We start from the raw sequence: 21,059 nt of genomic DNA, 5'->3' as shown, positions 1-21,059 counted from the left end.
GTCCATGATACTATAGAAGCGGTATTGTTTATTACATGCGATGGGCTGGTGACAGGGATGTATACTTTAATTGCGGGAGTGGTGCTGTTTCTGCTGGTCACAGCCGGAATTATTGCATATCAGAACAGCAGAATTCTTGCGGAGCAAGAGACGGATGCTTCCAGAGCGCATACCGGCAATCTGATGTACTCGGTATATAATCAGAGGTTCTCTGCGGGCGAGGAGCTGCCGGAGGCGGTGCCGTTGTTCCAATTCACGGTGGTTGAGCCCGGGGAAGAGGACCTGCCGGAGGCAGAGGCGGGAACAACCCGTGCCCTGTGCAGGGTTGCCGCTGGTACGGGTGAGCTGGTGTTATCTGATGCGCAGAATTATATGCTGGGCATTCTCCGCCAGGCCGCAGTGCAGGGGGGCCGGCTTACGTATGTTTCTTTTTTGGGGAAGGCTGCCCGCAGGGGTGAAAAGGAACTGATTCAGGCGCTGGAGACTGCGGCGAAGGAGGAGACCAGCTATGCAGATCAACGTTAATGATGTAGTTCTGTCGGTGCATGAAGGCGACATTACCTCCTGGCAGGGCGAGATGATCGTCAATGCCTCGAACTCCGGTCTGTATGGAGGCGGGGGAGTGGACGGGGCTATACACCGGGCCGGGGGCCCGGAAATTGCAGAGGAATGTGCGGTAATCCGCCGGAAGCAGGGCGGTATTCTTCCCGGCGAAGCAGCGCTCACCAGTGCGGGACGGCTTGCTTTTCGCGGAGTGATACATACGGTGGGGCCGATCTGGAAGGGCGGTACGGCTGGTGAAGCGGCTGTGTTGGCGAGATGCTATAAGAGCAGCCTTGATCTGGCTTGCGCCCATGGGGTGAAGAGCCTCGCTTTTCCGAATATCAGCACGGGTGTTTACAGCTTCCCGAAGGAGCTGGCCTGCAAGACGGCGCTGGAATCAGTCATTGGGTATGTCCGCGCGAAGAGCCCGGCAGAGCTCCCGCTGCGGCAGATTGATTTCGTCTGCTTCGAGCATGAGAATGCCGGGCTGTACGGGGCCATGCTCGGGAATTATAGCTGAACGGTAAAAGCCTGTCGGGGCAGAAGCCCGGAACTCAGGCGTGATACTTGCCTACGGGTGCGTTCAGCACCCATTCCAGCATTAGAATCAGATCTTCCAGCCTGTTCAGCTGGGCGTCTAGCGCGGCCCTCTGCGGGTCACCGGGGGGCAGGGGAGCCAGCCGCGACTCGAGGGATCTGCGCTGGAGCGTCATTTCGTTGATTTTGGATTGGATTTGGTTCTCGGTTCTCATGCCGATGCCTCCTGATGGATTATTAGTTTCAGGCTGATTAGTAAGGATAAGAATTCCTTGTGGACAGGCACAGCCGATTCCACTTCGTTCATTATAACGGATAACATGGAGGGAATAAAATGAGTATCAATGTGAAGCAGCTGGCAGCAGAGAAGGCAGTCGAATATGTGCAGGATGGTATGAAGGTGGGCCTGGGAACAGGCTCCACTGCTTACTGGGCCATCCGCAAGCTGGGGGAACGGGTAAGCGAGGGCTTGCAGATTACAGCCGTTGCTACTTCACAGGCGTCTGAGGATCAGGCCCGTGAGCTGGGCATCCCGCTGGTAGCGTTCAGTGATGTGGACAGCCTCGACCTGACGATTGACGGGGCGGATGAGCTGGACGGGGCGCTGCAGCTGATTAAGGGCGGGGGCGGTGCGCTTTTGCGGGAAAAGATTGTCGCTATGGGCAGCGCCCGCATGATCGTTGTAGCCGATGAGAGCAAGGCGGTGACCACGCTCGGGAAGTTCCCGTTGCCGGTGGAGATTGTACCGTTCGCCTGGGAGTGGACGGTTGCCGCTCTCGCTAAGCTGGGCTGCACAACGGAGCTGCGGCGCAGCGGAGAAGACCTGTACAAGACGGATAACGGCAATTATATTGCGGACTGCCGGTTTGAAGCTATTGAATCGGCGGCAGAGCTGGCGCTTGCCCTCCAGCGTATTCCGGGAGTTGTCGAGCACGGCCTCTTCATCGGAATTGCAGATCTGGCGATTATCGGCAAGAGTGACGGCACGATTGAGATTATTGAAGGTGGCCAGGATCGCTAAGCCGCGTACAAGCCGCCGGAAGGGGAAGGCCGCTACAGTCAAGCAGGCGCTTCCACCCGGACGCCGGTTCCTGGCCTGGCTGCTGCTGATTGCCTATAGCGGAATGCTGCTGTACTGGATGTTCATCGGGTTCGGACGGACGGTTCAGCTGGACGGGCCGCTCCGTTACAATCTTGAACCGCTGCGGACAGTGCGTTTATACTTTGACATGACCAATGGATTATCGTATGCTAACAGGCTGGTGAACCTTCTGGGGAATGTGGCGGTATTTGCGCCTTTTGGCATTCTGCTTCCGCTGGTGGTGACCGGCTACCGTTCTTTTATCCGCCTGACGCTTCTGTCTGCACTGGGCATTATGGTGCTGGAGCTGCTGCAGATGCTGCTGCATGTCGGGAGTCTGGATATCGATGATCTGCTGCTTAACCTGCTGGGTGTGTGGACAGGGTATGCACTGCTGCGGCTGGTGCGGGGATAGCGGAGGCACCCGGGTCAGGTATAATTTCGGGTCAGGTATACTTTTAGGAGGATGAGACATATGTTGATTGATTTGAAGCCGCTTGTCGGCACACCGCAGGTGAATGAGCTGCTGGCTTATGCGGTTATAGATGACCCGGATGCGCTGGTCCGCACTTCGGAGGAATACAGTAAGCTTGCGGCCATGCAGCTGTGCGGCTGGGAGGAGGACGGGCTGCTGGTCGGACTGACCGGCTACGAAGAGACCGAAGACGGCTCGCTCGACATCCGCCATATCGCAGTGCTCCCGGAGAACCGGGGCAAAGGGTATGCGCGCGGCATGATCCTTGAGCTCGTCACCTCCCGTCAGCCGCGTTACCTGGTAGCGGAGACCGAGGACGAGATTGCCGCTGACTTTTACCGCAGTCTGGGCTTCATGGTGTACAGCCTGGGCGAGAACGCTGCCGGCATCGAAATGTTCCGCTGTGTCTATGAGGTGGAAGAGACGGAGGACGAGGAGTAAGCGGCCCGGACGGTATCGGGAGATGCAATAGGTGAAATTCACAATAACCACTCAGCACTTTGCGTGCAGGGTGGTTTTTTGCGTCCATGAGGCGTATTTAATCCCCCTGATGAATATCAATGTAAAATTCATGAAACCAGTTGACTTTTAACGCAAAGGACAATATAGTTTTACTGTGAAACAGTTCGACACGTGAACTAATATGGAAAGGCGGAAGCAGCATTGAAGAAAGACGCAGAAGAATGGATCAACCGCTACGTAGATGCTTATATGGTCGTTACGAGGCAGATCAATGCGCGGCTCCGGGATATTTTTGGCGAAGGTCTGACAACGGACCAATTCCTGATTCTCAGGCTGATCAGCGGACAGGAGAGGTGTACCTCCACGTATCTGGCTGAAGCAGTCGCCGTAGGCAAAAGCTCGATTACTGCCATCATCAACCGGCTGGATGAAGCCGGGATGATTCAGCGGACCCGGGACGAGAATGACCGCAGGCAGGTGTATTTGACCATGACGGAGTACGGACAGAGCGTCTACAAGACCTCTGAGAAGCAGATGCAGCAGGTGATCTCCCCATACTTGTTCCACTTTGAGGATGATAACATAGAGCTGTTTATTACGATGTTTGAGAAGCTGGCATTTCTGATGCAGGATACAGGGGGGAGAAGCAATTGAGAACGATTTTGAAGGCAAGATGGGCGGTTATCGCAGTGTGGCTGGCTGTGGCGGTTGTGCTATTCCTCACGGCTCCCGGGATGCCCGATCTGGTGCGCGAGAAGGGTCAGATCGCTGTTCCGGCTGGCTACACCTCATCGCGGGCTGCGGAGATTATGAAGGAGGTCGCTGCGGCCAAAGACGGGGAAACGGTACATCAGGTTGCACTGGTGTTCCATAAGCCGGAGGGGCTGACGACCGCAGACACCGAGAGTATTAAGCAGGGTGTGGAGCAGCTGGCCGGGAACAAGGATTCCCTGAAGCTCAGCGCGATTACAGATCCGTTCTCACAGCCTGAGCTGAAGGATACGCTGATTGCGGAGGACGGCAAGACGATTATGGTCGCATTGTCGGTGCAAGGCGGAGAGGAGGCAGTCAAGGAACTCCCGGCTAAGTCTGCTGAGCTGCTGGGCAACGTTACGGCGGAGCATTATATGACCAGCGAAGGACTGATCACGGAGGATACGATTGCCAGCTCGGAAGCCGGTCTGAAAAAGTCGGAATACATCACGGTCGTGTTTATTCTGCTGATTCTGTTCGTGGTGTTCCGTTCATTCGTGGCTCCGTTCGTGCCGCTGTTGACGGTGGGGCTGAGTTATATCGTGTCCCAGTCGGTTGTCGCGTTCCTGGTGGACCGCTTTGACTTTCCGCTCTCGACGTTCACACAGATCTTCATGGTCGCTGTCATGTTCGGTATCGGGACCGATTACTGTATCCTGCTGATCAGCCGGTTCAAGGAGGAGCTTGCCCAGTCGGAGGATACGCAAAGCGCCATTATCGCCACTTACCGGAAGGCTGGCGGAACGGTGTTCTATTCAGGGCTGGCGGTCTTTGTCGGCTTCGTGGCGATCGGCTTGTCCAAGTTCATGCTCTACCGTTCGGCGGTAGCGGTGGCTGTCGGCATAGCGGTGATGCTGCTTGCACTTGTGACCGTTGTGCCGTTCTTCATGGCGGTGCTGGGTCCTAAGATGTTCTGGCCCTCCCGCGGCAAGCTGGAGCATAGTGAGAGCCGGATCTGGGGAGCGGCCGGTTCGTTCTCGCTGAAGAGACCCTGGGCCGCGCTGCTGATCGTGGCTGCGGTTGTGGCACCGTTCCTGCTCACCTACAGCGGGAAGCTGAGCTTCAACAGCATGGATGAGATCGGGCCTAACTACGCCTCGGTCAAAGGGTTCAATATTATATCGGAGAGCTTCGGACCGGGTGAATCCATGCCGGGCAAGATTGTCATCAAGAATGACGACCGGATGGACACTGCTGAGTACATGGGCCTTGCAGAGAAGATCAGCCGCGAGCTGGAAAAGGTCGATGGCGTTAAGGCTGTGCGCAGCATGTCCCGGCCTACCGGGGAGCAGATTAATGACTTCCTGATTCCTACTCAGGTGGCTACGCTGGCGGACGGTCTGGATCAGAGTAGTGAAGGGTTAACCAAGATCCAGAGCGGGCTGAGCGAAGCGAGCAAGCAGCTGAAGGATAATGGGCCTAAGCTTGCCGAGGCCGCCTCGGGCAGCGCGAAGCTGACAGAAGGAACGGCTGAGCTGAAAAAAGGCATTGACGCGCTGGGCGATGGCCTAACGCGGATCGAGGAGGGTATCCGCAGCGGCGGGGCCGGAGCGGGAGAGATCAAAGCCGGCCTGGCGCAGGCGGCAGACAGTGCGAAGCAACTGGCACAGGCCAATGCCGCGCTGCTCGAAGGGTACAAGAAGATTGGCGGCGGCCTGACAGCGTTGAACGGAGGTCTTACTGGTCTGCAGACACAGCTTCAAGGCGTGGCAGATGCGCTTAACGGTCTGGGAGCTTCCTTCACCGGACTGGAAGCCGCCTATCCAGAGCTGCTCCAGGATGTGAATTACCAGACGATCAAAGGTACAGTTACGCAGAGCGGTACGGGAGCTGCGGGACTTGCCGGAGGATTGGGCCAGATCTCGGCCCAGCTGAGCGGAGCGGCGGCCGGATTGACCGAGGCCAACGCCGGGTATTCCAAAGCGGCAGCGGGGCAGGCTGCGCTGGCGAAAGGGCTGGATCAGCTGGTAGCCGGTATCGGCAAGCTGCAGTCCGGGCTGAAGCAGGCGGCTGACGGCCAAGGGCAGATTGTCGGCAAGCTTCCGGAGATCACCACCGGGCTTACACAGCTGCAAGGCGGGCAGAAACAGCTTGCTGACGGGTTCGGCGAGCTTACGGGCCAGCTTGGACAGCTGACGGACGGACTGACGCAAAGTGCGGACGGTCTGGGACAAATCACCGGAGGCTTAAGCTCGGCGCAGGATTATCTCAAGCAGATTCAGGATGCCAAGGATGATGAGCTGAGCGGGTTCCTGGTTCCGGCAGAGGCGCTTGAGGCCAAGGGCATGCAGCAGGTATTCGATACCTATCTGTCCGGGGACCGCAAGGTTATGACCCTGGATGTGGTCTTCGCCGGGAATCCATACAGCGCGAAGGCTATTGACAGCGTCGGACAGATCCAGGAAGCGGTGGACCGTGCCGTGGCCGGCACCAAGCTTGCGAATGCGGAGACAGCCATGAGCGGCGTGACCAGCACCTACAATGATTTGCAGACCATCTCCAATGAAGATTACACGCGTACAGTAATTCTGATGCTTAGCGGTATTTTCATCATTCTGGTGGTGCTGTTCCGCTCGATGATTATGCCGCTGTATATTATTGCCTCATTGTTAATCACTTACTTTACGGCACTGGGCATCACGGAAGCGATCTTCGTGCATCTGCTGAACTACTCGGGAATTACCTGGACGACGCCGTTCTTCAGCTTCGTGATGCTGATTGCCCTCGGGGTGGATTACAGTATCTTCCTGATGGACCGCTTCAATGAGAACAAAACCTGGGATGTGCGGGAAGCCATACTGCACGCCATGCGCAATATGGGGACCGTGATTCTCTCGGCTGTAGTGATTCTGGGCGGTACCTTCGCCTCGATGTACCCTTCCGGGGTACTGTCGATGATGCAGATTGCGACGGTTGTATTGTCCGGTCTGGCACTGTATGCACTGGTATTCCTGCCGTTCTTCGTGCCGGTCATGGTGCGGATGTTCGGCCGGGCTAACTGGTGGCCGTTCCGTCCGGCGGCCGGGGAGGATCACCCGAAATCACTGGATATGTAATGTTCAGTATTACATGATGGTTCACAATGATGGAATTCAATACAAGAGCAGGCTTTCGCTACTAAGCGGAGCCTGTTTTTGCTGTTAAGGAAATTATGATTTGTGTCTGCCACTGGACAGGGTTGTTTACGAAAGAGGAAGCTGAAATGTATGCGGAAAACTGAATACAACGGGTAGTCACGTGGGCAACTTCAAAATGTCGGTCTATCTTCCCGGGTTTGCCGATCCGTTCATTTTTGAGTTCCCCGTAACCCGCCAAGTATTGGAGGGCGTCGTTCTTACACCGGATATCCTGAAAACTCATGATCACATTAATCTGATGATTAAACGGCTGGAGGTAAGCACTACTTCAACTTTGCTGGTGGCAGAATTACAAGGAGAAGCCGGGGAGGGCGAAGGCAATTTCTTATACAAGAGTTTTAATTATGAACCGTTTGAGACGAGCATATAAAAGCCTCCGGTCAGCAAAGGTTAATTTGCACCGGAGGCTATTTGCTTAGGAAGACCGGGATGAATTTACTTCAGCTTCGCAAAATAACTGCGCAGCGCCCAGCCGCGTTCCTGGCGTTTCTTGTATTTGGGCAAGGAACGGTAGACCGCTAGCGATTCCTCAAAAGCGCGCTTGGCATCGTCTGTCCGGCCCAGCGCCTTATACATCGACCCGGCCAGATAATAAGCCTCGCTGGAGGAGGTCTGGATCTCCTGGAATTGGCTCACATAATGGAGCGCCTTGTCCTGGTCGATATGCCGGAAGGTCTCGGCCAGACGCAGGTAAGGCTGCCCGTATTGCGCCCGGCGGTTGATGTCCAGCCCCTTGAGCATCTGGGCTTCGCCTTCGGCAAGCTGGCCCAGCTTCAGGTTCGCATAGCCGAGCTCCACCCAGTATTCAGCCGAGGTCTCATAACGGTCAGCGATGGCGGTCAGCAGCTCCTTGGCCTCGCTGTAGCGCTTGCGTTCAATCAGCAGCCGGGCCAGATCGAATTTGGCGGTGACATCGTTCGGGTTCTGGGCAATGGCCGTCCGCAGCCTGGACATCTGGCGGCTGCGGCGGAAAGGCTTGGAGAAGCTGGGCAGGATGCCGACATAACGGCGGTCCACGAAATAGAGAACAACCAGCAGGATAATCAGGGCCAGAAAGGGATTACCGAGCAGGCGATACAGCAGCAGGAAACCTAGAATTTTAATCATGAATATGAATTCCCTCCGTTACGTGTGTGGTTCGATGGCGCTTCCTGCAAGTTGGATATGAATAGGCAGGGTAATTATACCATATCATCCTTTTTTGAAGCCACGATAAAAGAGGATGGGGCCGTTCCTCAGTTTCAGGTGATCCATAAACCCCCCGCTCCTGCCTGCACTGCTGTCATTGACAGCCTGCTGCGGAAGTCATAAGCTTTGTGTACAGTCAGATTGTCTCATCGCTATATTGGCTCTTATATAACAGTGTATTCAACTAACACTTGGAAAGAAGGATGAACCGTGGAGACATTGGCAAGCAAGGTCCAGCTGCGTCCTCTGGGACGCTCTGAGTTATCGGTATCGCCGCTTGGCCTGGGCTGCTGGCAGTTCAGCCGGGGCAAAGGATTCGTAGGCCGTTACTGGAGTAATATCACAGACGCGGATATTCTGGATATCGTACGGGTCAGCCTGGAAGGCGGCATGAACTGGGTGGATACGGCAGAAATCTATGGCGGGGGCAAGTCGGAGGAGGCGCTCGCTCAAGTGCTGGATCAGCTTCAGCAGGAAGGCAGCCCGTATGCGGCTCCGCTGATTGCGACCAAATGGTGGCCTATGCTGCGGACGGCAGGCTCCATCACCTCTACTATCGACCAGCGCATCGCTTGCCTTGGCGGCAGAGGCATTGATCTGTACCAGATCCACCAGCCTTTCTCCTTATCGTCTATTGCCAGTGAGATGAAGGCGATGGCAGGACTGGTGAAGGCCGGCAAAATCCGTTATGTCGGAGTGAGCAATTATTCCGCCAAGCAAATGACAGAAGCACACCGGCTGCTAAAGACCTACGGTCTGTCGCTCGTATCCAATCAGGTCAAATACAATTTGCTGCACCGCAGCATCGATCAGAACGGCATCATGGCTGCGGCCAAGGAGCTGGGAATCTCGATCATCGCCTATTCCCCGCTCCAGCAGGGTATCCTGACCGGCCGTTTCCATAATGATCCTTCGCAGGTGGCTGCCGTCTCGCGTTCCCGGCGGATGATGTCCGGCCTGGACGACAAGAGCCTGGCCCGCAGCAAGCCGCTGATCACCTCCCTGACCGCACTGGCTGACAAATACGGGTGCACACCGGGACAGATTGCACTGAATTGGCTGATTTATTATCATGGTGACACCGTAGTTGCAATTCCCGGCGCGTCCAAGGTCCGTCATGCCCGGGAGAATGTCAGTGCCATGACCTTCCAGCTGGAGACGGAGGAGCTGGAGCTGCTGAACGAGGCCTCCTGGGCTGCCTTGAAGAAGTAACCCAATAAGTCTGGTGGTGAACACAAATGAATGAGAAGCATTGGCTCGTGGTACAGTATCCCTTGAAGAGCGCAAAGGGAAGCAAGCGTGATGAATGGCTTAGAGACAAAGTAACCGAATACCTGAATCTGTTCCTGGCGGATGCCGAACTTGGTTATGTAGATGGTTTTGAGCTGGGGAAGGGCGTAGCCGACCCGGCAAAATATGTGCTTAACCTCTTCTGTGTAGTGACGGATGAAGCACGCGGAATTGCTCTGGTCAAAAGAGTGCTCAAAGAGCACAGGCTTGACTATACCCGCATCAGCATCGCCACAATGCCCTTTGATGGCGGAGGAACCTATACACTGAAGTATGCCGCCAAGAAAGGTGTGACTGATTTTTCGTTATAAGTCATTCTTAATATCAATCAGGGGTTGTGTATCACGTAACGTGATACAGTACGATTGGTGTAAGAGGTGATAGAAATGAACAATATTGTAAGAATGCTGTCCGTGAACCAAGATTTCAGAATGGCAGTTGCGGATACCCGTCAGATAGCTGTAAAAGCATTAAATGCGTTTACCGGCACAACCGGAATGCGCAGCCTTTTGCAGGAGACCATAACGAATTGTGCATTATTATCTTCCATCAATGATGCCCCTTCTAAAATAAGTTTTTCTTTCCGCCTTTCTCAAGGCCTCTCAATTTTTTGCCAAATCTCTGATGCGAAGTTTACTATGGAGTATAGTGCTAAAATTAATGAATTTGACGGGACAGCCGCTGATCTGTTTGACGATAAATCTGTGGTCTCGGTAACGACAGGGAATTGGGAGACAGGGATACACACTAGTACAGTTGAAGCGTATATGGATAGCGTTGTTATGCTGTTTTCTCACTTTACAGTACAGAGCGAGCAGCTTCCAAGTCATATTATACTCGGTGAGGACAATGCTTCCAGGGGGATTTTGATGCAGCCCTTACCCTTCGCAGATAACCAATTGATGGGAAAGGCTGCTTATGAACTGGTATATCAAGCTAAGGAATGGGGACAACTGCCTTGGGGGCAGGTTCCCGGGAGGTTGTCCTGTTTAGCAAAGGTGATCTCAGAAAATACGATAGAGTAGAGTGTATGACTATGGAAAAATACATTAAAACCAAAGAATTTGCAGAGCTGACTGGGGTTAGTGTGCGTACCTTGCAGTATTATGATGACATAAAGGTTCTCACTCCGGCCTATGTCAATGAGCAGGGGCACCGCTTTTATGACTCAGATTCCTTCTCCAGCATGTTTGTTATTCTTTCACTTAAAAATATGGGGATGACGCTCAGCGATATTCAGCAATATCTTAACAATGACAGCTTTGACGTCAGGCTCTTTATCCGTGAGGAAAAAGACAGGATTCAGACAGTGTTATCGGATCTGCAGCTTCGATTCATGCGTCTGTCCGTTCTCGAGGAGAAGGTTAGTGAGGGACAGGACGTAACCCCTTATATTCTTCCGCTTTTTTCACAGCTGCCGGCTACAGGCGATTCTCCAAAAGGCAAACCGGCTTCCTTTAACCTCAAGCATTGGAATACCTTCATCAAGGAATTGAATTTCTGTGCTGAACACCGCTTGTCTGCAAAAGATGATAGAGCGGAAAAATGTGTTCAATACTGGAAAAAGAATGTTCTTGAGGCAAATCAGGTACCGGAGGATACGGTAAAGAAATCAGAGGCATATTATCAGCAGAATCCGGCGAACACTTTCGGGATCACGCAGGAAAATTACCGCTATTTAGTCCAGTTGATTGATGAGTATGATACCGGCTTGTAAGCCGTAACAAAGAGCATCGATTCTCCATGAGGGGAACCGCTTGCTCTTTTTAATTGGATAAATGTATAGCATCCTCACCTAAAATTCAGATAAAACTGTTTAGGATTGGAAAGAGCGGTTTATATAAGGGATAAGATGCTTCGCACTCACGCAAATAAGGTGAAGATTATGGAAGGAGGTTGAACTTCAATGAGTATGAGCGTACATAACCTTATGGCTTTTAATCATCAGTTTTTTAGACCTCAGCCTGTTCTCGACCCCAAAGTGCAGAGACAGGAAGATAAGGTCAAGAGCTTTCAGGAAGTCCTGAACGAGAAGCTGAACAGCTATGGCGACATGAAGAAATAAGTAAGCAATAGAACCGCAGAACTATTTTATGCAGAAGACATCGCAGCAAATCATAGAGTATTCAGCAAAAGCAGCAAAAAGGTGCCTCCCGGAACTCGGAAGGCACCTTTTTGCTGCGCACTGGATATGAGCGCACCTGCCATCCGGCAGATTAACGTTTGCTTCGAACGCGCTTTGATTTGTGCAGCTTCGGTTCCGAGCCTGGCGCCTGCCGCATGATCCATTTCAGATAAGCGGCAATCTGCGGGTCGCTGCGCAGGCTATCCAGTGTCGTAAGGCCAAGAACAACGAGATCGCTGTTGGTATACAGGGCATGAATCTGCCGGTGGCAAGCCTTGCACAGAAGGGCCGTCGGGAGCAGGCTGCCGCCTTTCTCGCGGGGAATCAGATGATGAACGGTAGTTGCAAGAGGAGAACGGCCGCACAGCTCACAAGTGTCCAAGGCCCGGGCAGTCATATCTTAAGGCCGGACTTCGAAGAATTCACAGCGGCTGCGCGAGTAATAAGTCAGATCACTGACCCGCGACTGGATCACAACATCCGAATCCGTGAACCGCACTATCGTAGCGCCGGAATTCACCAGATGGTCATCCTGGAAGACGCGGACGGGCAGCTTGCGGTCAATCGCTTCCTGCAGATCCTGGTCAGTGAGTAGTGGTCGGTTGATGGGCATGGAATAAATCTCCTTTAGATAGGGATAACTTCAGTTGCAGCAAATACGATCAGTATACCCGTCTGCCTGCCGGAAATCCACTTAACACTTACTTGGTCAGCTCCTTCACTTTATAAGTACAGGAGGACGGAGTGCCTTGAATATCGTACTGAAGGGTAAGAACCTCATCCTTCCTTTCGGCCTCGACGGAGAAAGCAGGAGCTTCCGGGTTGGTCAGCTGCACCTCAAGGGACTGATTTTTGCCGGTTGAATAATTTCCATAAGACATCTGTACAACGTTCCCGCTAGTCTCTTCTATAGAGACGGCGCCTCCAGAAGTAGCAGGGTTCGCAACAAAACGGACTGTCGTATAACAGCCTGTGTCTCCGGAAGACAAGGCCCACCTGCCTTCGATGTCTGCTGCGGTGCCTGAGCGCTTCGTGTACCCGTACCAGCCCAGCGCGGCAATCAGCACAATAAGCACGGGAACTATGATTATTAATTTCTTCATCGCTGAAGCTCCTTTCCTGGTAACTAATACATTATTTACCCGCAGGGAATGGAAGGTAAGCTACTGCACGGGGGATAATCAGAATAATTTCCACCATAAATCGGCAATATGCCTCCTCAAAAAAAACCGTGGCCTACGGTACACTAAATCTTGTAAAAGAAACCTTTGAGAGGGGTACAGAGGAATGAAAAAAACAAAGAACCTGGCGCTCGCGCTGGTCTCCATCATGCTCATGAGCTCACTTGCGGCATGCGGAGGAAATAACAACGGCGGCAACAAGTCTGCGGAAGGAAATACGGGTAACAACGCGTCAAGCACAGCAGCACCCGCAGCTGAAGGAGACAAGGCAGAGAAGGTCGAGCTGTCATTCTGGACGCTGGGCAACGTGAACTATGAAGAGCTGGCGGCTGCCTACACCAAGGAACACCCTAACGTAACCATTAAAATTCAGAATACCGGTGACCAGACGGCTCACCACAACAATCTGACCACAGCACTCTCGGCGGGTTCAGGCGCACCTGACATTTTCCAGCTTGAGATCGGTTTCATGGAACGCTTCCTGGGAGCCCAGGACAAATTCTACAACCTGAATGACCTCGGAGCCAAAGACATCCAGGCCAACTATCTCGACTGGAAATGGAAGCAGGCTTCCTCCATCGACGGCAGCTTCCAGCTTGGACTTCCGACGGATATCGGCCCGACAGTAGTCTACTACCGTACTGACCTGGCTGAAGCCGCCGGCCTGCCGGCCGATCCTGAGGGCTTCGGCGCAGCCATCGATACATGGGACAAATTCGCTACTGTAGCGAAAGCGTTCAAAGACAAGACCGGAAAGTATTTCTCCGACTTGACCGACCTGACGTACAATGCGCTTCGTGACCAGTCGGCGGACGAGATCTATTTCAGCAAAGCAGACGGCAGCTTCATCGGCGATACCAATCCGCAGGTGAAGAAAGCATATGATTTTACCGTTAAAGGCATTCAAGAAGGCTGGATCAGCAATGTCATGCTCTGGTCGCCTGAATGGGGCCAAGGCATGAACGATGGTTCGTTCGCTGTCGTGATGGGTCCGGCCTGGATGGCCGGCAATATCAAGAGCAATGCTCCGGACTCCTCCGGCAAATGGAAAATTGCCCAGCTTCCTGAGGGCGCCGGTAACTGGGGCGGTTCGTTCATCACGCTGCCGAAGGAAGGCAAGCATTCCAAGGAAGCCTATGATTTCATCCAGTGGCTCGTGAACAAGGATAACCAGCTGGAATCCTTCAAGACCAAAGGCCTGATGCCTTCTATCCCTGCACTGTACGAAGATCCTGCGTTCGTCGATTTCAAGGATGACTTCTTCGGCGGACAGCAGACGGCAGTGGAATTCGGCAAAGCGGCTAACCGCGTGAAGCCGGTATACTACGGACCGCTGCATGACCAGACCGATACCTTCTTCAAGAATGCGCTGAAGAACGTGCTGGAGAAGAAAGCCGATCCGGCCAAAGAGTGGGACGATGCTGTCAAACAGTCAAAAACGCTTGCAGAACGCGGCTAACCTGTAATATGCGGGGAACAGACTTCCCCAAATGTCCGGATTCACGGAGTAATCACTCTGTGAATCCGGATTTAGATATGAATTCTCTGGAGGTGTGACATGGCTGAGCCCGTAATTACGAGTCCGCATGCCGAGAGCAAACGACCTTTCTTCACTGAACAAAGACGGAGCCGCATCACTGCGTATACTTTCATTTCACCGTTCTTTATTCTGTTCTCGATATTCGGACTATATCCAATCTTCTTCACATTCTATTTATCGTTCTTCAAGTGGGACGCCTTGGGTCCAATGAAATATGTGGGCTTCAAAAACTTCGAGCTGATCACCACGGACCCGACGTTCTGGATCTCTTTCAGCAACACGCTGATTATGGGGCTTATGGGTACTGTGCCGCAGGTTATGCTGGCGCTGCTTCTGGCGGTGCTGCTGCATTCGGGGATGACCCGGTTCAAGAAGACCTTCCGCATCCTCTATTTCATGCCGAATATCACTTCGATCGTGGCGGTTACGCTGGTATTCAGCACGCTGTTCGGCAATAACGGGATGATCAACTGGCTGCTTAACGGAATCGGGGTAGAGAGCATGGCCTTCAATTCCGGCTGGTGGGGGGTCAAAATTGCCATCTCCACGATGGTCATGTGGCGCTGGACGGGCTACAATGCGATCCTGTTCCTCTCGGGCCTGCAGAGTATTCCGATGGATCTGTACGAATCTGCCAAAATCGACGGGGCCAACCGCAGACAGCAGCTTTTCTTCATTACACTGCCCCTACTTAAGCCGTTCATTATCTTCGTATCCCTGCAATCCACCATTGGTGCGCTGCAGCTCTTCACAGAGCCTTATGTCTTCCTCGGCCAATCCGGCACCGGATCTACCCGGCAGGAAGGGATTACGATGGTTACTTATTTGTACAGTGAGGCCTTCCGCAACGGCTTCTTCGGCACAGCGGCGGCTACAGCGGTTCTGCTGTTCCTCGTTACGATTCTGTTCTCTGTCCTCAATATGCTGATCTCCAGAGGCGGCGGCAGACAGACTGGAGGGAAAAAAGCGTGAGCACACTGCGTATGTTCAGAAAAAAACCGGATGATCTCGGCTTCTTCGGCAAGCTGGGCTTTTATCTTCTGCTGATTCTCGGAGCACTGGTCTCCATCTTCCCGTTCTATTGGATGTTTGTGGTCGGGACCAATGACAAGGGAGCCGTATTCCACGTACCGCCGCTGTTGACCATCGGAGACCAGTTCTTCGAGAACTTCAAGCGGGTGCTGGACAAATCGGACTTCTTCCAGGCGCTCGGCAACTCGCTGTTCGTCTCGTCCATGGTGACGATCTCGGTCGTGTTCTTCTGTACGCTGGCCGGGTATGCTTTTGCCAAATATGAATTCCCCGGTAAAAACGTGCTGTTCGTATTCGTTATTGCCACCCTGATCGTTCCCCAGCAGCTCGGCGTACTGCCAACCTATGTCATTATGGCCAAGCTTCACTGGATCGACAGCTTCAAGGCGCTGATTGTTCCGGCTATGGTCAATGCCTTCGGTATCTTCTGGATGCGGCAGTACATCTCCTCGGCCGTGCCTACCGAGCTGATTGAAGCCGGACGTATTGACGGGGGAGGCCACTTCCGGATTTTCTGGAGGATTGCCGTTCCGGTCATTACACCCGCGATGGCTACCCTGGGTATTCTGAATTTCATGACGGTATGGAATGACTTCTTCTGGCCGCTGGTGGTCTTGAAGAACAAGGAGCATTTCACGATTCAGATTGCATTGCAGCAGCTGTTCACTACACGTGACGGGCTTGATTACGGGATGATTATGTCCGCTACCTTCACGGCCACGCTGCCGCTGCTGGTTGTCTTCCTGCTGTTCAGCCGCTGGGTCATTGCCGGACTGACTTCAGGTGCCATCAAGAGTTAACTCTCTGTCTATTTGGTAAGTAAAAGGATTTACAGAATGCCGTGAAGAATAATAATCAAGTGGAAACGGCTTTGCCGTCCTTTGTAAGGACGGTACCGTTTCAGCGAGAAATAGAAGGATAAGTAATCGTGTGAAACCTATGAATTCTTCTATTTGGACAGAGACCGCAGGAGGAAGGGACCCGTCATGAAGCTCCGCCGCAAAATCTTGTTCGCTATTATTCTTCTAGTATTCATTCCCGTGATTGTCATGGGGATTGTGACGTATGTGAATTATTCGAATGCTATGGAGAAGAAATCAAGTAATTTCTACTGGATCTCCCTGCTGGAGACGGACCGCAAGCTGAAGTTCGCCCTCAGTGAGATTTCATCGATCACCAATTCAGCGATCACGCAGCCTGCGATTCAGCAGTCGCTGAAGCAGCAGAATTTCGTCCTCACCTATGACCGCAAGCAGGAAATCAACAACCTGCTGATTAATCATCCGATGATCACCTCGTTCAGCCTGTACGGGAAAGACCGGCTGTTGTATCAATACAATGCGCCGATGTCTTTTGCAGATATGCACAAGCAGGTCTGGTTCGGAGCCATGGAAGGTGCCGAAGGGCGTCCTATATGGTCCGGTCCCGGAGAGAACGGCTCGGCCAGCGGCGATAAGCCGGTGCTGGTCCATGCCAGAGTGATTAAGGACTATTATTCGCTGGAGGATATCGGCTATCTGGTTGTATATGTGAAGCCGGATCTGCTTGATCAGATTTTTTGGGAGGCTGCGACCCTGAAGAAAGGGGATATCCTGCTGGTCAACAAGCAGGGCAATATCGTCTTTAACAAGTCCGGGGAGCATATCGGGGAACGGACGGATTTTCCTTTTTTGCAGGAGAATTATAACCAGGAGCAGGACTATTACATTGACAATTATCAGGGGGAGCGGTCACTGATCACTTTCCTGCCTTCACATAACGCGGACTGGTATCTGGCGGCCATTACGCCGATGAACCTGATCTCCTCCGAATCGGTCTCCATCCGCAATATTGCGATTATTCTCGGGATGGTGTCGCTGCTGTCGGCCTTCCTGTTCGACCGTTATTTCATCCGCAGGCTTGTCCGCAGCATTAACAGTGCCGTGAACGGCATGAAGCGGGTCAAGCAGGGGATCTTCACCCCGATTCCGGTACCGCTGCGGGCCAATGATGAGAGCGATTCCCTGATTGACGGCTTCAACCGGATGAGCTCGCAGATCAATGAGCTGATTGACCAGGTCCAGACCGAGCAGGGACGCAAGAAGGAAGCGGAGATGCAAGCGCTGATGGCCCAGATCAACCCGCATTTCATCTATAATTCACTGGAATCGATCAACTCCATGGCGGTGCTGGCAGGCAACCGGGATATCAGCAAAATGGTCATCTCGCTCGGCAGGCTGCTGCGGATCAGCATCAGTCAGAATCAGGAGCTGATCCCGCTGCAGATGGAGTTCGAGCATGTCCGCCATTACCTGGATATCCAGAAGTTCCGGTTCGAGGACAAATTCTCCTATGAGCTGGACTTGCCTGAGCCGCTGAAATACGTGATGACCCAGAAGCTGATTGTTCAGCCGATTGTGGAGAATGCTTTGTATCATGCCATTGAGCAGATGGAGGAGCACGGGACCATTACAGTCACCGCTCAGGAGAACGGCAAGGATATTATCATTATTGTGCAGGATAACGGGCCGGGCTTCGATCTTGAGGTGCTGATGAGCCAGTGGAACAAGGAACGGAGCAATCTCAAGAAATACAGCGACAGCGGGGTTGGGCTGAAAAATGTGCATGAGCGCCTGAACATCCGGTTCGGCAATCCCTATGGTATTCTGGTCTGTTCTTCACCGGGCTTCGGATCAGCCATCTGCATCCGGATTCCGAGGATACAGCCGACATGAGGGGGAGAAGCCAAATGAAGGATCAGCGGCATGTGCTTAGATGGTTGACCAACTGGGGATGGATTCTCCTCTATATTGTGCTGATGTCAGGCGCCGTATGGTTCATTATGCAGGAGGACCGGGAGCAGATCGAGGATACCTCGCCTGAGAAGATCACACTGACCTTCCGGCATTTCTGGATTAAGGAGCATGACCGGCCGCTGCTGGCGATCTTCGAGGAGGTTGTGCGCAGCTACCAGGAGAGCCATCCGAATGTGAAGGTGAACTTCGAGGGGCTGGACCAGAATATCCACCGGGAGCAGAAGCTGAAGAGTGAGATGGTAACCGGCACACCGCCCGATATGTTCGTTCTGTTCGGCGGAGCGGAGATCGAGCCCTACGTGCGTTCAGCCCGGCTGATGGATCTGACCGATTTCACTGCCCAGAACGGTCTCAGCAACCAGTTCAAGGATCTGCATCTCTGGACGTTCAACAAGCATATCTACGGACTGCCGATCGAGGGCAATGCGGAACCGCTCTATTACAATAAAAAAATCTTCACCAAGCTGGGCATTAACACTCCGGCTACGTTGGCCGAGCTGGATACGGTGATGGCGAAGCTGAAGGCAGCTGGGTATATCCCGTTTGCGCTGGGGAACGAAGACCGCTGGCCTGCGGGGATATTCGCCCATTATCTGATGGACCGCTACGCGGGTCCGGAGTTGATTCAGAAGCTGGTTACTGGCGAGGATAGGTCGAGCTTCCAGAACAGCGGCTACCTGGAAGCGTTCCGGCACCTGAACAGATGGGTGAAGGCAGGCTATTTCAGTGAGGACTCTAATGATACCTCCACCGAGGGGGCGGTCCGTCTGTTCACTGAGGGCAGGGCAGCCATGTACCTGAACGGCAACTGGGATATCAATTTATTCTCGGGGGACAATGCCCCGGACGATTTCCAGAGCCGGGTTGGAGTCATTCCCTTCCCTTCGCTGGAGGCCGGCACAGAGCCGTCTATCGCCGGAGGGTATACGATTGGCATCGGTCTGTCTTCGAGCCTCACCGGAGCGAAGCGGACAGCGGCCCTGGAATTGATGAAGGGCTTCTATACGAAAGAGATTCAGACGCGGATTGTCTATGAGGGACTCCGAATTCCGTCGATGCGGATTGCATTTGACCCGGAGAAGACCGGACCGGTCTTCGCCCAGGTGATGGATATGATGGAGGAGAATGAGCAGAGCTTCGTCCCGTATGACAATCTGTTATCGCCTGAAGTGAAGAAGACCTTCCTCAGTGTCATCGAGGAGATGATTGACGGAGGGCTGCAGGCGGAGCAGGCCCTGCAGCAGCTGCAGGATGCGTCCAAGCAGTATTGGAATCTGATCCGGAGTTCTTCGGGTCAATAAGCCTGGGGGTGTAAGTGATGAAGGAGCAGCAGGAGAAATATAAGGTACTGCTCGTAGATGATGAGCCTATTATACTGCGCAGCCTGAAGGTTGCGATTCCATGGGATGAACTGGGCCTGAGCATTGTGGGGGAAGCGAAGAACGGGGAGGCTGCCTTGCAGCAGATTCAGCAGACCGCACCACACATCATTATCAGCGACATCCGCATGCCGGTGATTGACGGGATCACGCTGATGAAGGAGGTGCTGCCGCGCAGCGCCAAGCTGATCTTCATCTTCATCAGCGGCTACGGGGAATTCGAATATGCCAGGGAGGCCCTGCGACTGGGGGCCTTTGATTACTTGCTGAAGCCGATTGACCATGACGAGCTGGTGGAGATGCTTAAGCGGGCCAGGGAGCGCCTGGACCGCCAGAAGGAGAACGAGCAGCTTATGCTCTCGGTGCAGACCCTGTCGCTGCTGGCCCGCGAGCGCATGCTGGCCGAATTCACGCTGGGCAATCCGCGGCCGCTGCAGCACCTTGCGTGGCTGGAGAACAGCGAGCTGGAGGGAGAATACTTCATGGCTGTGGTCCGTCTGGACGACTACGCCGCCTTGACGGCGAAATGGAGCGCCGAGGAGAAGCGTCTGTGGCTGTTTGCTGTGCGCAATATCCTGGAGGAGTGGTCGCTTACGAACGGGGCATTGTCCATCTTTCCCTTCTATAACGGGGAATGGATTCTGCTCTTCCCGGCAAGTCTGAATGATGGCAAGCGGGAACTCGGGGAGCAGCTTATAGCCGGAATCAAGCGCTATTCCAAGCTGAATTGCTCTGTCGGCATCAGTAGAAGCACCAGCGGGATTGATCAGCTTAGCACGGTATACCCGTTAGCCTCCCAGGCGCTATACCAGCGCTTCTATTCCGGCCAGGCCGGTGTCTTCCTTGAAGAAGAGACAGCAGCGGCAGGCAACCGCGAGGTGCAGTATCCGAAGGAGCTGGAGCTGTCGCTGATTGAGAGCATCCGTACTCTGAATATGGAGCGGATGCTGACTCTTTTTGACGAGATGTCCGTATTCATTGAAGCCCAGAGCTTGCCCCAGCCGCTGGCGGAACGCCTGATGATTGAGATGAGTGTGGTGCTATACCGGCAATTCGAACATCTGAATACACATAATGACTGGTCCATTGAAGGGCTGTTCAGCAAGCTGAACGGACTGGGCACGTTGCCGGACATGATGAATGTCCTGAAGACCACCTTCCGCGACTGGCTGGAGCAGAGTCATAAGACCGCAGCCCGGGAGGACGGCCGGAGCATCATTGAGAAGGTCCAGCGGTACATTGAATCCAATTACCATAAGGATCTCAGCATCGAGGAGGTATCCGAGGTGGCCGATCTCAGCATCAGCCATTTCTGCACCCTGTTCAAGCAAATCTCCGGCTACACGTTCCTCGAATTCGTCACCCACTGCCGGATAGAGAACGCCAAATACATTCTGCGCAGCAGCAATGTGAAAGTGTATCAGGTCGCACCGCTGGTCGGCTATCAGGACCCGAGATACTTCACCCAGGTATTCAAAAAAGCGACCGGCAAGACGCCCACAGAGTACCGTGAGGAGCATGTGAAGCAGGCCTAGCCCGGG

24 protein-coding genes are annotated in these 21,059 nt (G+C 53.5%); 19 read left to right on the top strand and 5 right to left on the bottom strand.

The features are described from left to right. The first annotated feature begins 57 nt into the window (after nucleotides 1-57). Both MKY96_RS14605 and MKY96_RS14600 read left to right on the top strand, forming a co-directional pair. Nucleotides 58-525: a hypothetical protein gene (locus MKY96_RS14605; protein ID WP_340941269.1), complete on the top strand. Its 468-nt coding sequence runs from the start codon at nucleotides 58-60 to the stop codon at nucleotides 523-525. Beyond that, complete coding sequence (locus MKY96_RS14600; RefSeq protein WP_340941268.1) at nucleotides 509-1,063, top strand: macro domain-containing protein; 555 nt, start codon at nucleotides 509-511, stop codon at nucleotides 1,061-1,063. Before MKY96_RS14605 ends, MKY96_RS14600 begins: the two co-directional genes overlap by 17 nt. 34 nt (nucleotides 1,064-1,097) lie before the next feature. Here MKY96_RS14600 and MKY96_RS14595 read toward each other — a convergent pair whose 3' ends face one another. Further along, complete coding sequence (locus tag MKY96_RS14595; protein ID WP_340941266.1) at nucleotides 1,098-1,295, bottom strand: hypothetical protein; 198 nt, start codon at nucleotides 1,293-1,295, stop codon at nucleotides 1,098-1,100. Nucleotides 1,296-1,420: 125 nt separating this feature from the next. Here MKY96_RS14595 and rpiA point away from each other — a divergent pair, with 125 nt between their 5' ends. The 6 genes from rpiA to MKY96_RS14565 all read left to right on the top strand — a co-directional run bounded on the left by rpiA (nucleotide 1,421) and on the right by MKY96_RS14565 (nucleotide 7,358). After that, nucleotides 1,421-2,101 (top strand): ribose-5-phosphate isomerase RpiA, encoded by a 681-nt coding sequence (rpiA, locus tag MKY96_RS14590; RefSeq protein ID WP_340944572.1) that lies wholly within the window; start codon nucleotides 1,421-1,423, stop codon nucleotides 2,099-2,101. Next, nucleotides 2,070-2,576 carry a VanZ family protein gene (locus MKY96_RS14585; protein ID WP_340941264.1) on the top strand — a complete coding sequence of 169 codons (507 nt, stop codon included), beginning with the start codon at nucleotides 2,070-2,072 and terminating at the stop codon, nucleotides 2,574-2,576. The genes rpiA and MKY96_RS14585 overlap by 32 nt, the downstream gene beginning before the upstream one ends. A gap of 60 nt (nucleotides 2,577-2,636) precedes the next feature. After that, nucleotides 2,637-3,077, top strand: a complete 441-nt coding sequence (locus MKY96_RS14580; protein WP_340941262.1) for a GNAT family N-acetyltransferase — start codon at nucleotides 2,637-2,639, stop codon at nucleotides 3,075-3,077. 222 nt (nucleotides 3,078-3,299) lie between these two features. After that, on the top strand, nucleotides 3,300-3,752 hold the full coding sequence (locus tag MKY96_RS14575) for a MarR family winged helix-turn-helix transcriptional regulator (protein WP_340941260.1): 453 nt from the start codon (nucleotides 3,300-3,302) through the stop codon (nucleotides 3,750-3,752). Further along, nucleotides 3,749-6,907: an MMPL family transporter gene (locus tag MKY96_RS14570; protein WP_340941258.1), complete on the top strand. Its 3,159-nt coding sequence runs from the start codon at nucleotides 3,749-3,751 to the stop codon at nucleotides 6,905-6,907. The genes MKY96_RS14575 and MKY96_RS14570 overlap by 4 nt, the downstream gene beginning before the upstream one ends. 181 nt (nucleotides 6,908-7,088) lie before the next feature. Continuing rightward, complete coding sequence (locus MKY96_RS14565; protein WP_340941257.1) at nucleotides 7,089-7,358, top strand: hypothetical protein; 270 nt, start codon at nucleotides 7,089-7,091, stop codon at nucleotides 7,356-7,358. 65 nt (nucleotides 7,359-7,423) lie between these two features. On the opposite strand, the gene MKY96_RS14560 is transcribed toward MKY96_RS14565, so the two are convergent. Next, entirely contained in the window at nucleotides 7,424-8,095 is a 672-nt protein-coding gene (locus MKY96_RS14560) for a tetratricopeptide repeat protein (protein WP_340941256.1), read from the bottom strand. Nucleotides 8,096-8,386: 291 nt separating this feature from the next. Here MKY96_RS14560 and MKY96_RS14555 point away from each other — a divergent pair, with 291 nt between their 5' ends. From MKY96_RS14555 to MKY96_RS14535, 5 genes are all read left to right on the top strand, one after another. After that, the gene (locus MKY96_RS14555; protein ID WP_340941255.1) at nucleotides 8,387-9,388 is read left to right on the top strand and encodes an aldo/keto reductase; all 1,002 of its coding nucleotides are present in this window, start codon (nucleotides 8,387-8,389) and stop codon (nucleotides 9,386-9,388) included. A 26-nt stretch (nucleotides 9,389-9,414) separates the two neighbouring features. Further along, on the top strand, nucleotides 9,415-9,777 hold the full coding sequence (locus MKY96_RS14550; RefSeq protein ID WP_340941253.1) for a hypothetical protein: 363 nt from the start codon (nucleotides 9,415-9,417) through the stop codon (nucleotides 9,775-9,777). 75 nt (nucleotides 9,778-9,852) lie between these two features. Further along, nucleotides 9,853-10,491 carry an Hsp33 family molecular chaperone HslO gene (locus MKY96_RS14545; RefSeq protein ID WP_340941251.1) on the top strand — a complete coding sequence of 213 codons (639 nt, stop codon included), beginning with the start codon at nucleotides 9,853-9,855 and terminating at the stop codon, nucleotides 10,489-10,491. 11 nt (nucleotides 10,492-10,502) lie between these two features. Beyond that, complete coding sequence (locus MKY96_RS14540) at nucleotides 10,503-11,183, top strand: MerR family transcriptional regulator (protein WP_340941250.1); 681 nt, start codon at nucleotides 10,503-10,505, stop codon at nucleotides 11,181-11,183. Between the two features lie 189 nt (nucleotides 11,184-11,372). Then, nucleotides 11,373-11,531, top strand: coding sequence for a hypothetical protein (locus tag MKY96_RS14535; RefSeq protein WP_340941248.1), 159 nt, complete (start codon nucleotides 11,373-11,375; stop codon nucleotides 11,529-11,531). A gap of 151 nt (nucleotides 11,532-11,682) precedes the next feature. Here MKY96_RS14535 and MKY96_RS14530 read toward each other — a convergent pair whose 3' ends face one another. The 3 genes from MKY96_RS14530 to MKY96_RS14520 form a co-directional block, all read right to left on the bottom strand. After that, on the bottom strand, nucleotides 11,683-11,988 hold the full coding sequence (locus MKY96_RS14530) for an HNH endonuclease (RefSeq protein WP_340941247.1): 306 nt from the start codon (nucleotides 11,986-11,988) through the stop codon (nucleotides 11,683-11,685). A 3-nt stretch (nucleotides 11,989-11,991) separates the two neighbouring features. Then, nucleotides 11,992-12,204 carry a hypothetical protein gene (locus tag MKY96_RS14525; RefSeq protein ID WP_209873220.1) on the bottom strand — a complete coding sequence of 71 codons (213 nt, stop codon included), beginning with the start codon at nucleotides 12,202-12,204 and terminating at the stop codon, nucleotides 11,992-11,994. Nucleotides 12,205-12,292: 88 nt separating this feature from the next. Next, nucleotides 12,293-12,694, bottom strand: coding sequence for a hypothetical protein (locus MKY96_RS14520; protein ID WP_340941245.1), 402 nt, complete (start codon nucleotides 12,692-12,694; stop codon nucleotides 12,293-12,295). Between the two features lie 184 nt (nucleotides 12,695-12,878). On the opposite strand from MKY96_RS14520, the gene MKY96_RS14515 reads away from it, so the two are divergent. From MKY96_RS14515 to MKY96_RS14490, 6 genes are all read left to right on the top strand, one after another. Further along, a complete protein-coding gene (locus MKY96_RS14515) occupies nucleotides 12,879-14,231 on the top strand; it encodes an ABC transporter substrate-binding protein (protein WP_340941244.1) in 1,353 nt (450 codons plus the stop codon). 99 nt (nucleotides 14,232-14,330) lie between these two features. After that, complete coding sequence (locus MKY96_RS14510; protein WP_340941242.1) at nucleotides 14,331-15,284, top strand: carbohydrate ABC transporter permease; 954 nt, start codon at nucleotides 14,331-14,333, stop codon at nucleotides 15,282-15,284. After that, on the top strand, nucleotides 15,281-16,144 hold the full coding sequence (locus tag MKY96_RS14505; RefSeq protein ID WP_340941240.1) for a carbohydrate ABC transporter permease: 864 nt from the start codon (nucleotides 15,281-15,283) through the stop codon (nucleotides 16,142-16,144). Before MKY96_RS14510 ends, MKY96_RS14505 begins: the two co-directional genes overlap by 4 nt. Nucleotides 16,145-16,330: 186 nt before the next feature. After that, entirely contained in the window at nucleotides 16,331-18,058 is a 1,728-nt protein-coding gene (locus tag MKY96_RS14500; RefSeq protein ID WP_340941239.1) for a cache domain-containing sensor histidine kinase, read from the top strand. 14 nt (nucleotides 18,059-18,072) lie between these two features. Next, a complete protein-coding gene (locus tag MKY96_RS14495) occupies nucleotides 18,073-19,440 on the top strand; it encodes an ABC transporter substrate-binding protein (RefSeq protein ID WP_340941237.1) in 1,368 nt (455 codons plus the stop codon). 17 nt (nucleotides 19,441-19,457) lie between these two features. Beyond that, nucleotides 19,458-21,053: a response regulator gene (locus MKY96_RS14490; protein WP_340941236.1), complete on the top strand. Its 1,596-nt coding sequence runs from the start codon at nucleotides 19,458-19,460 to the stop codon at nucleotides 21,051-21,053. Nucleotides 21,054-21,059 lie beyond the last annotated feature (6 nt).

This window comes from Paenibacillus sp. FSL R7-0302 (assembly GCF_038006885.1).
Lineage (GTDB): Bacteria > Bacillota > Bacilli > Paenibacillales > Paenibacillaceae > Paenibacillus_AQ.
This window is presented reverse-complemented; position numbering and strand designations above follow the sequence as displayed.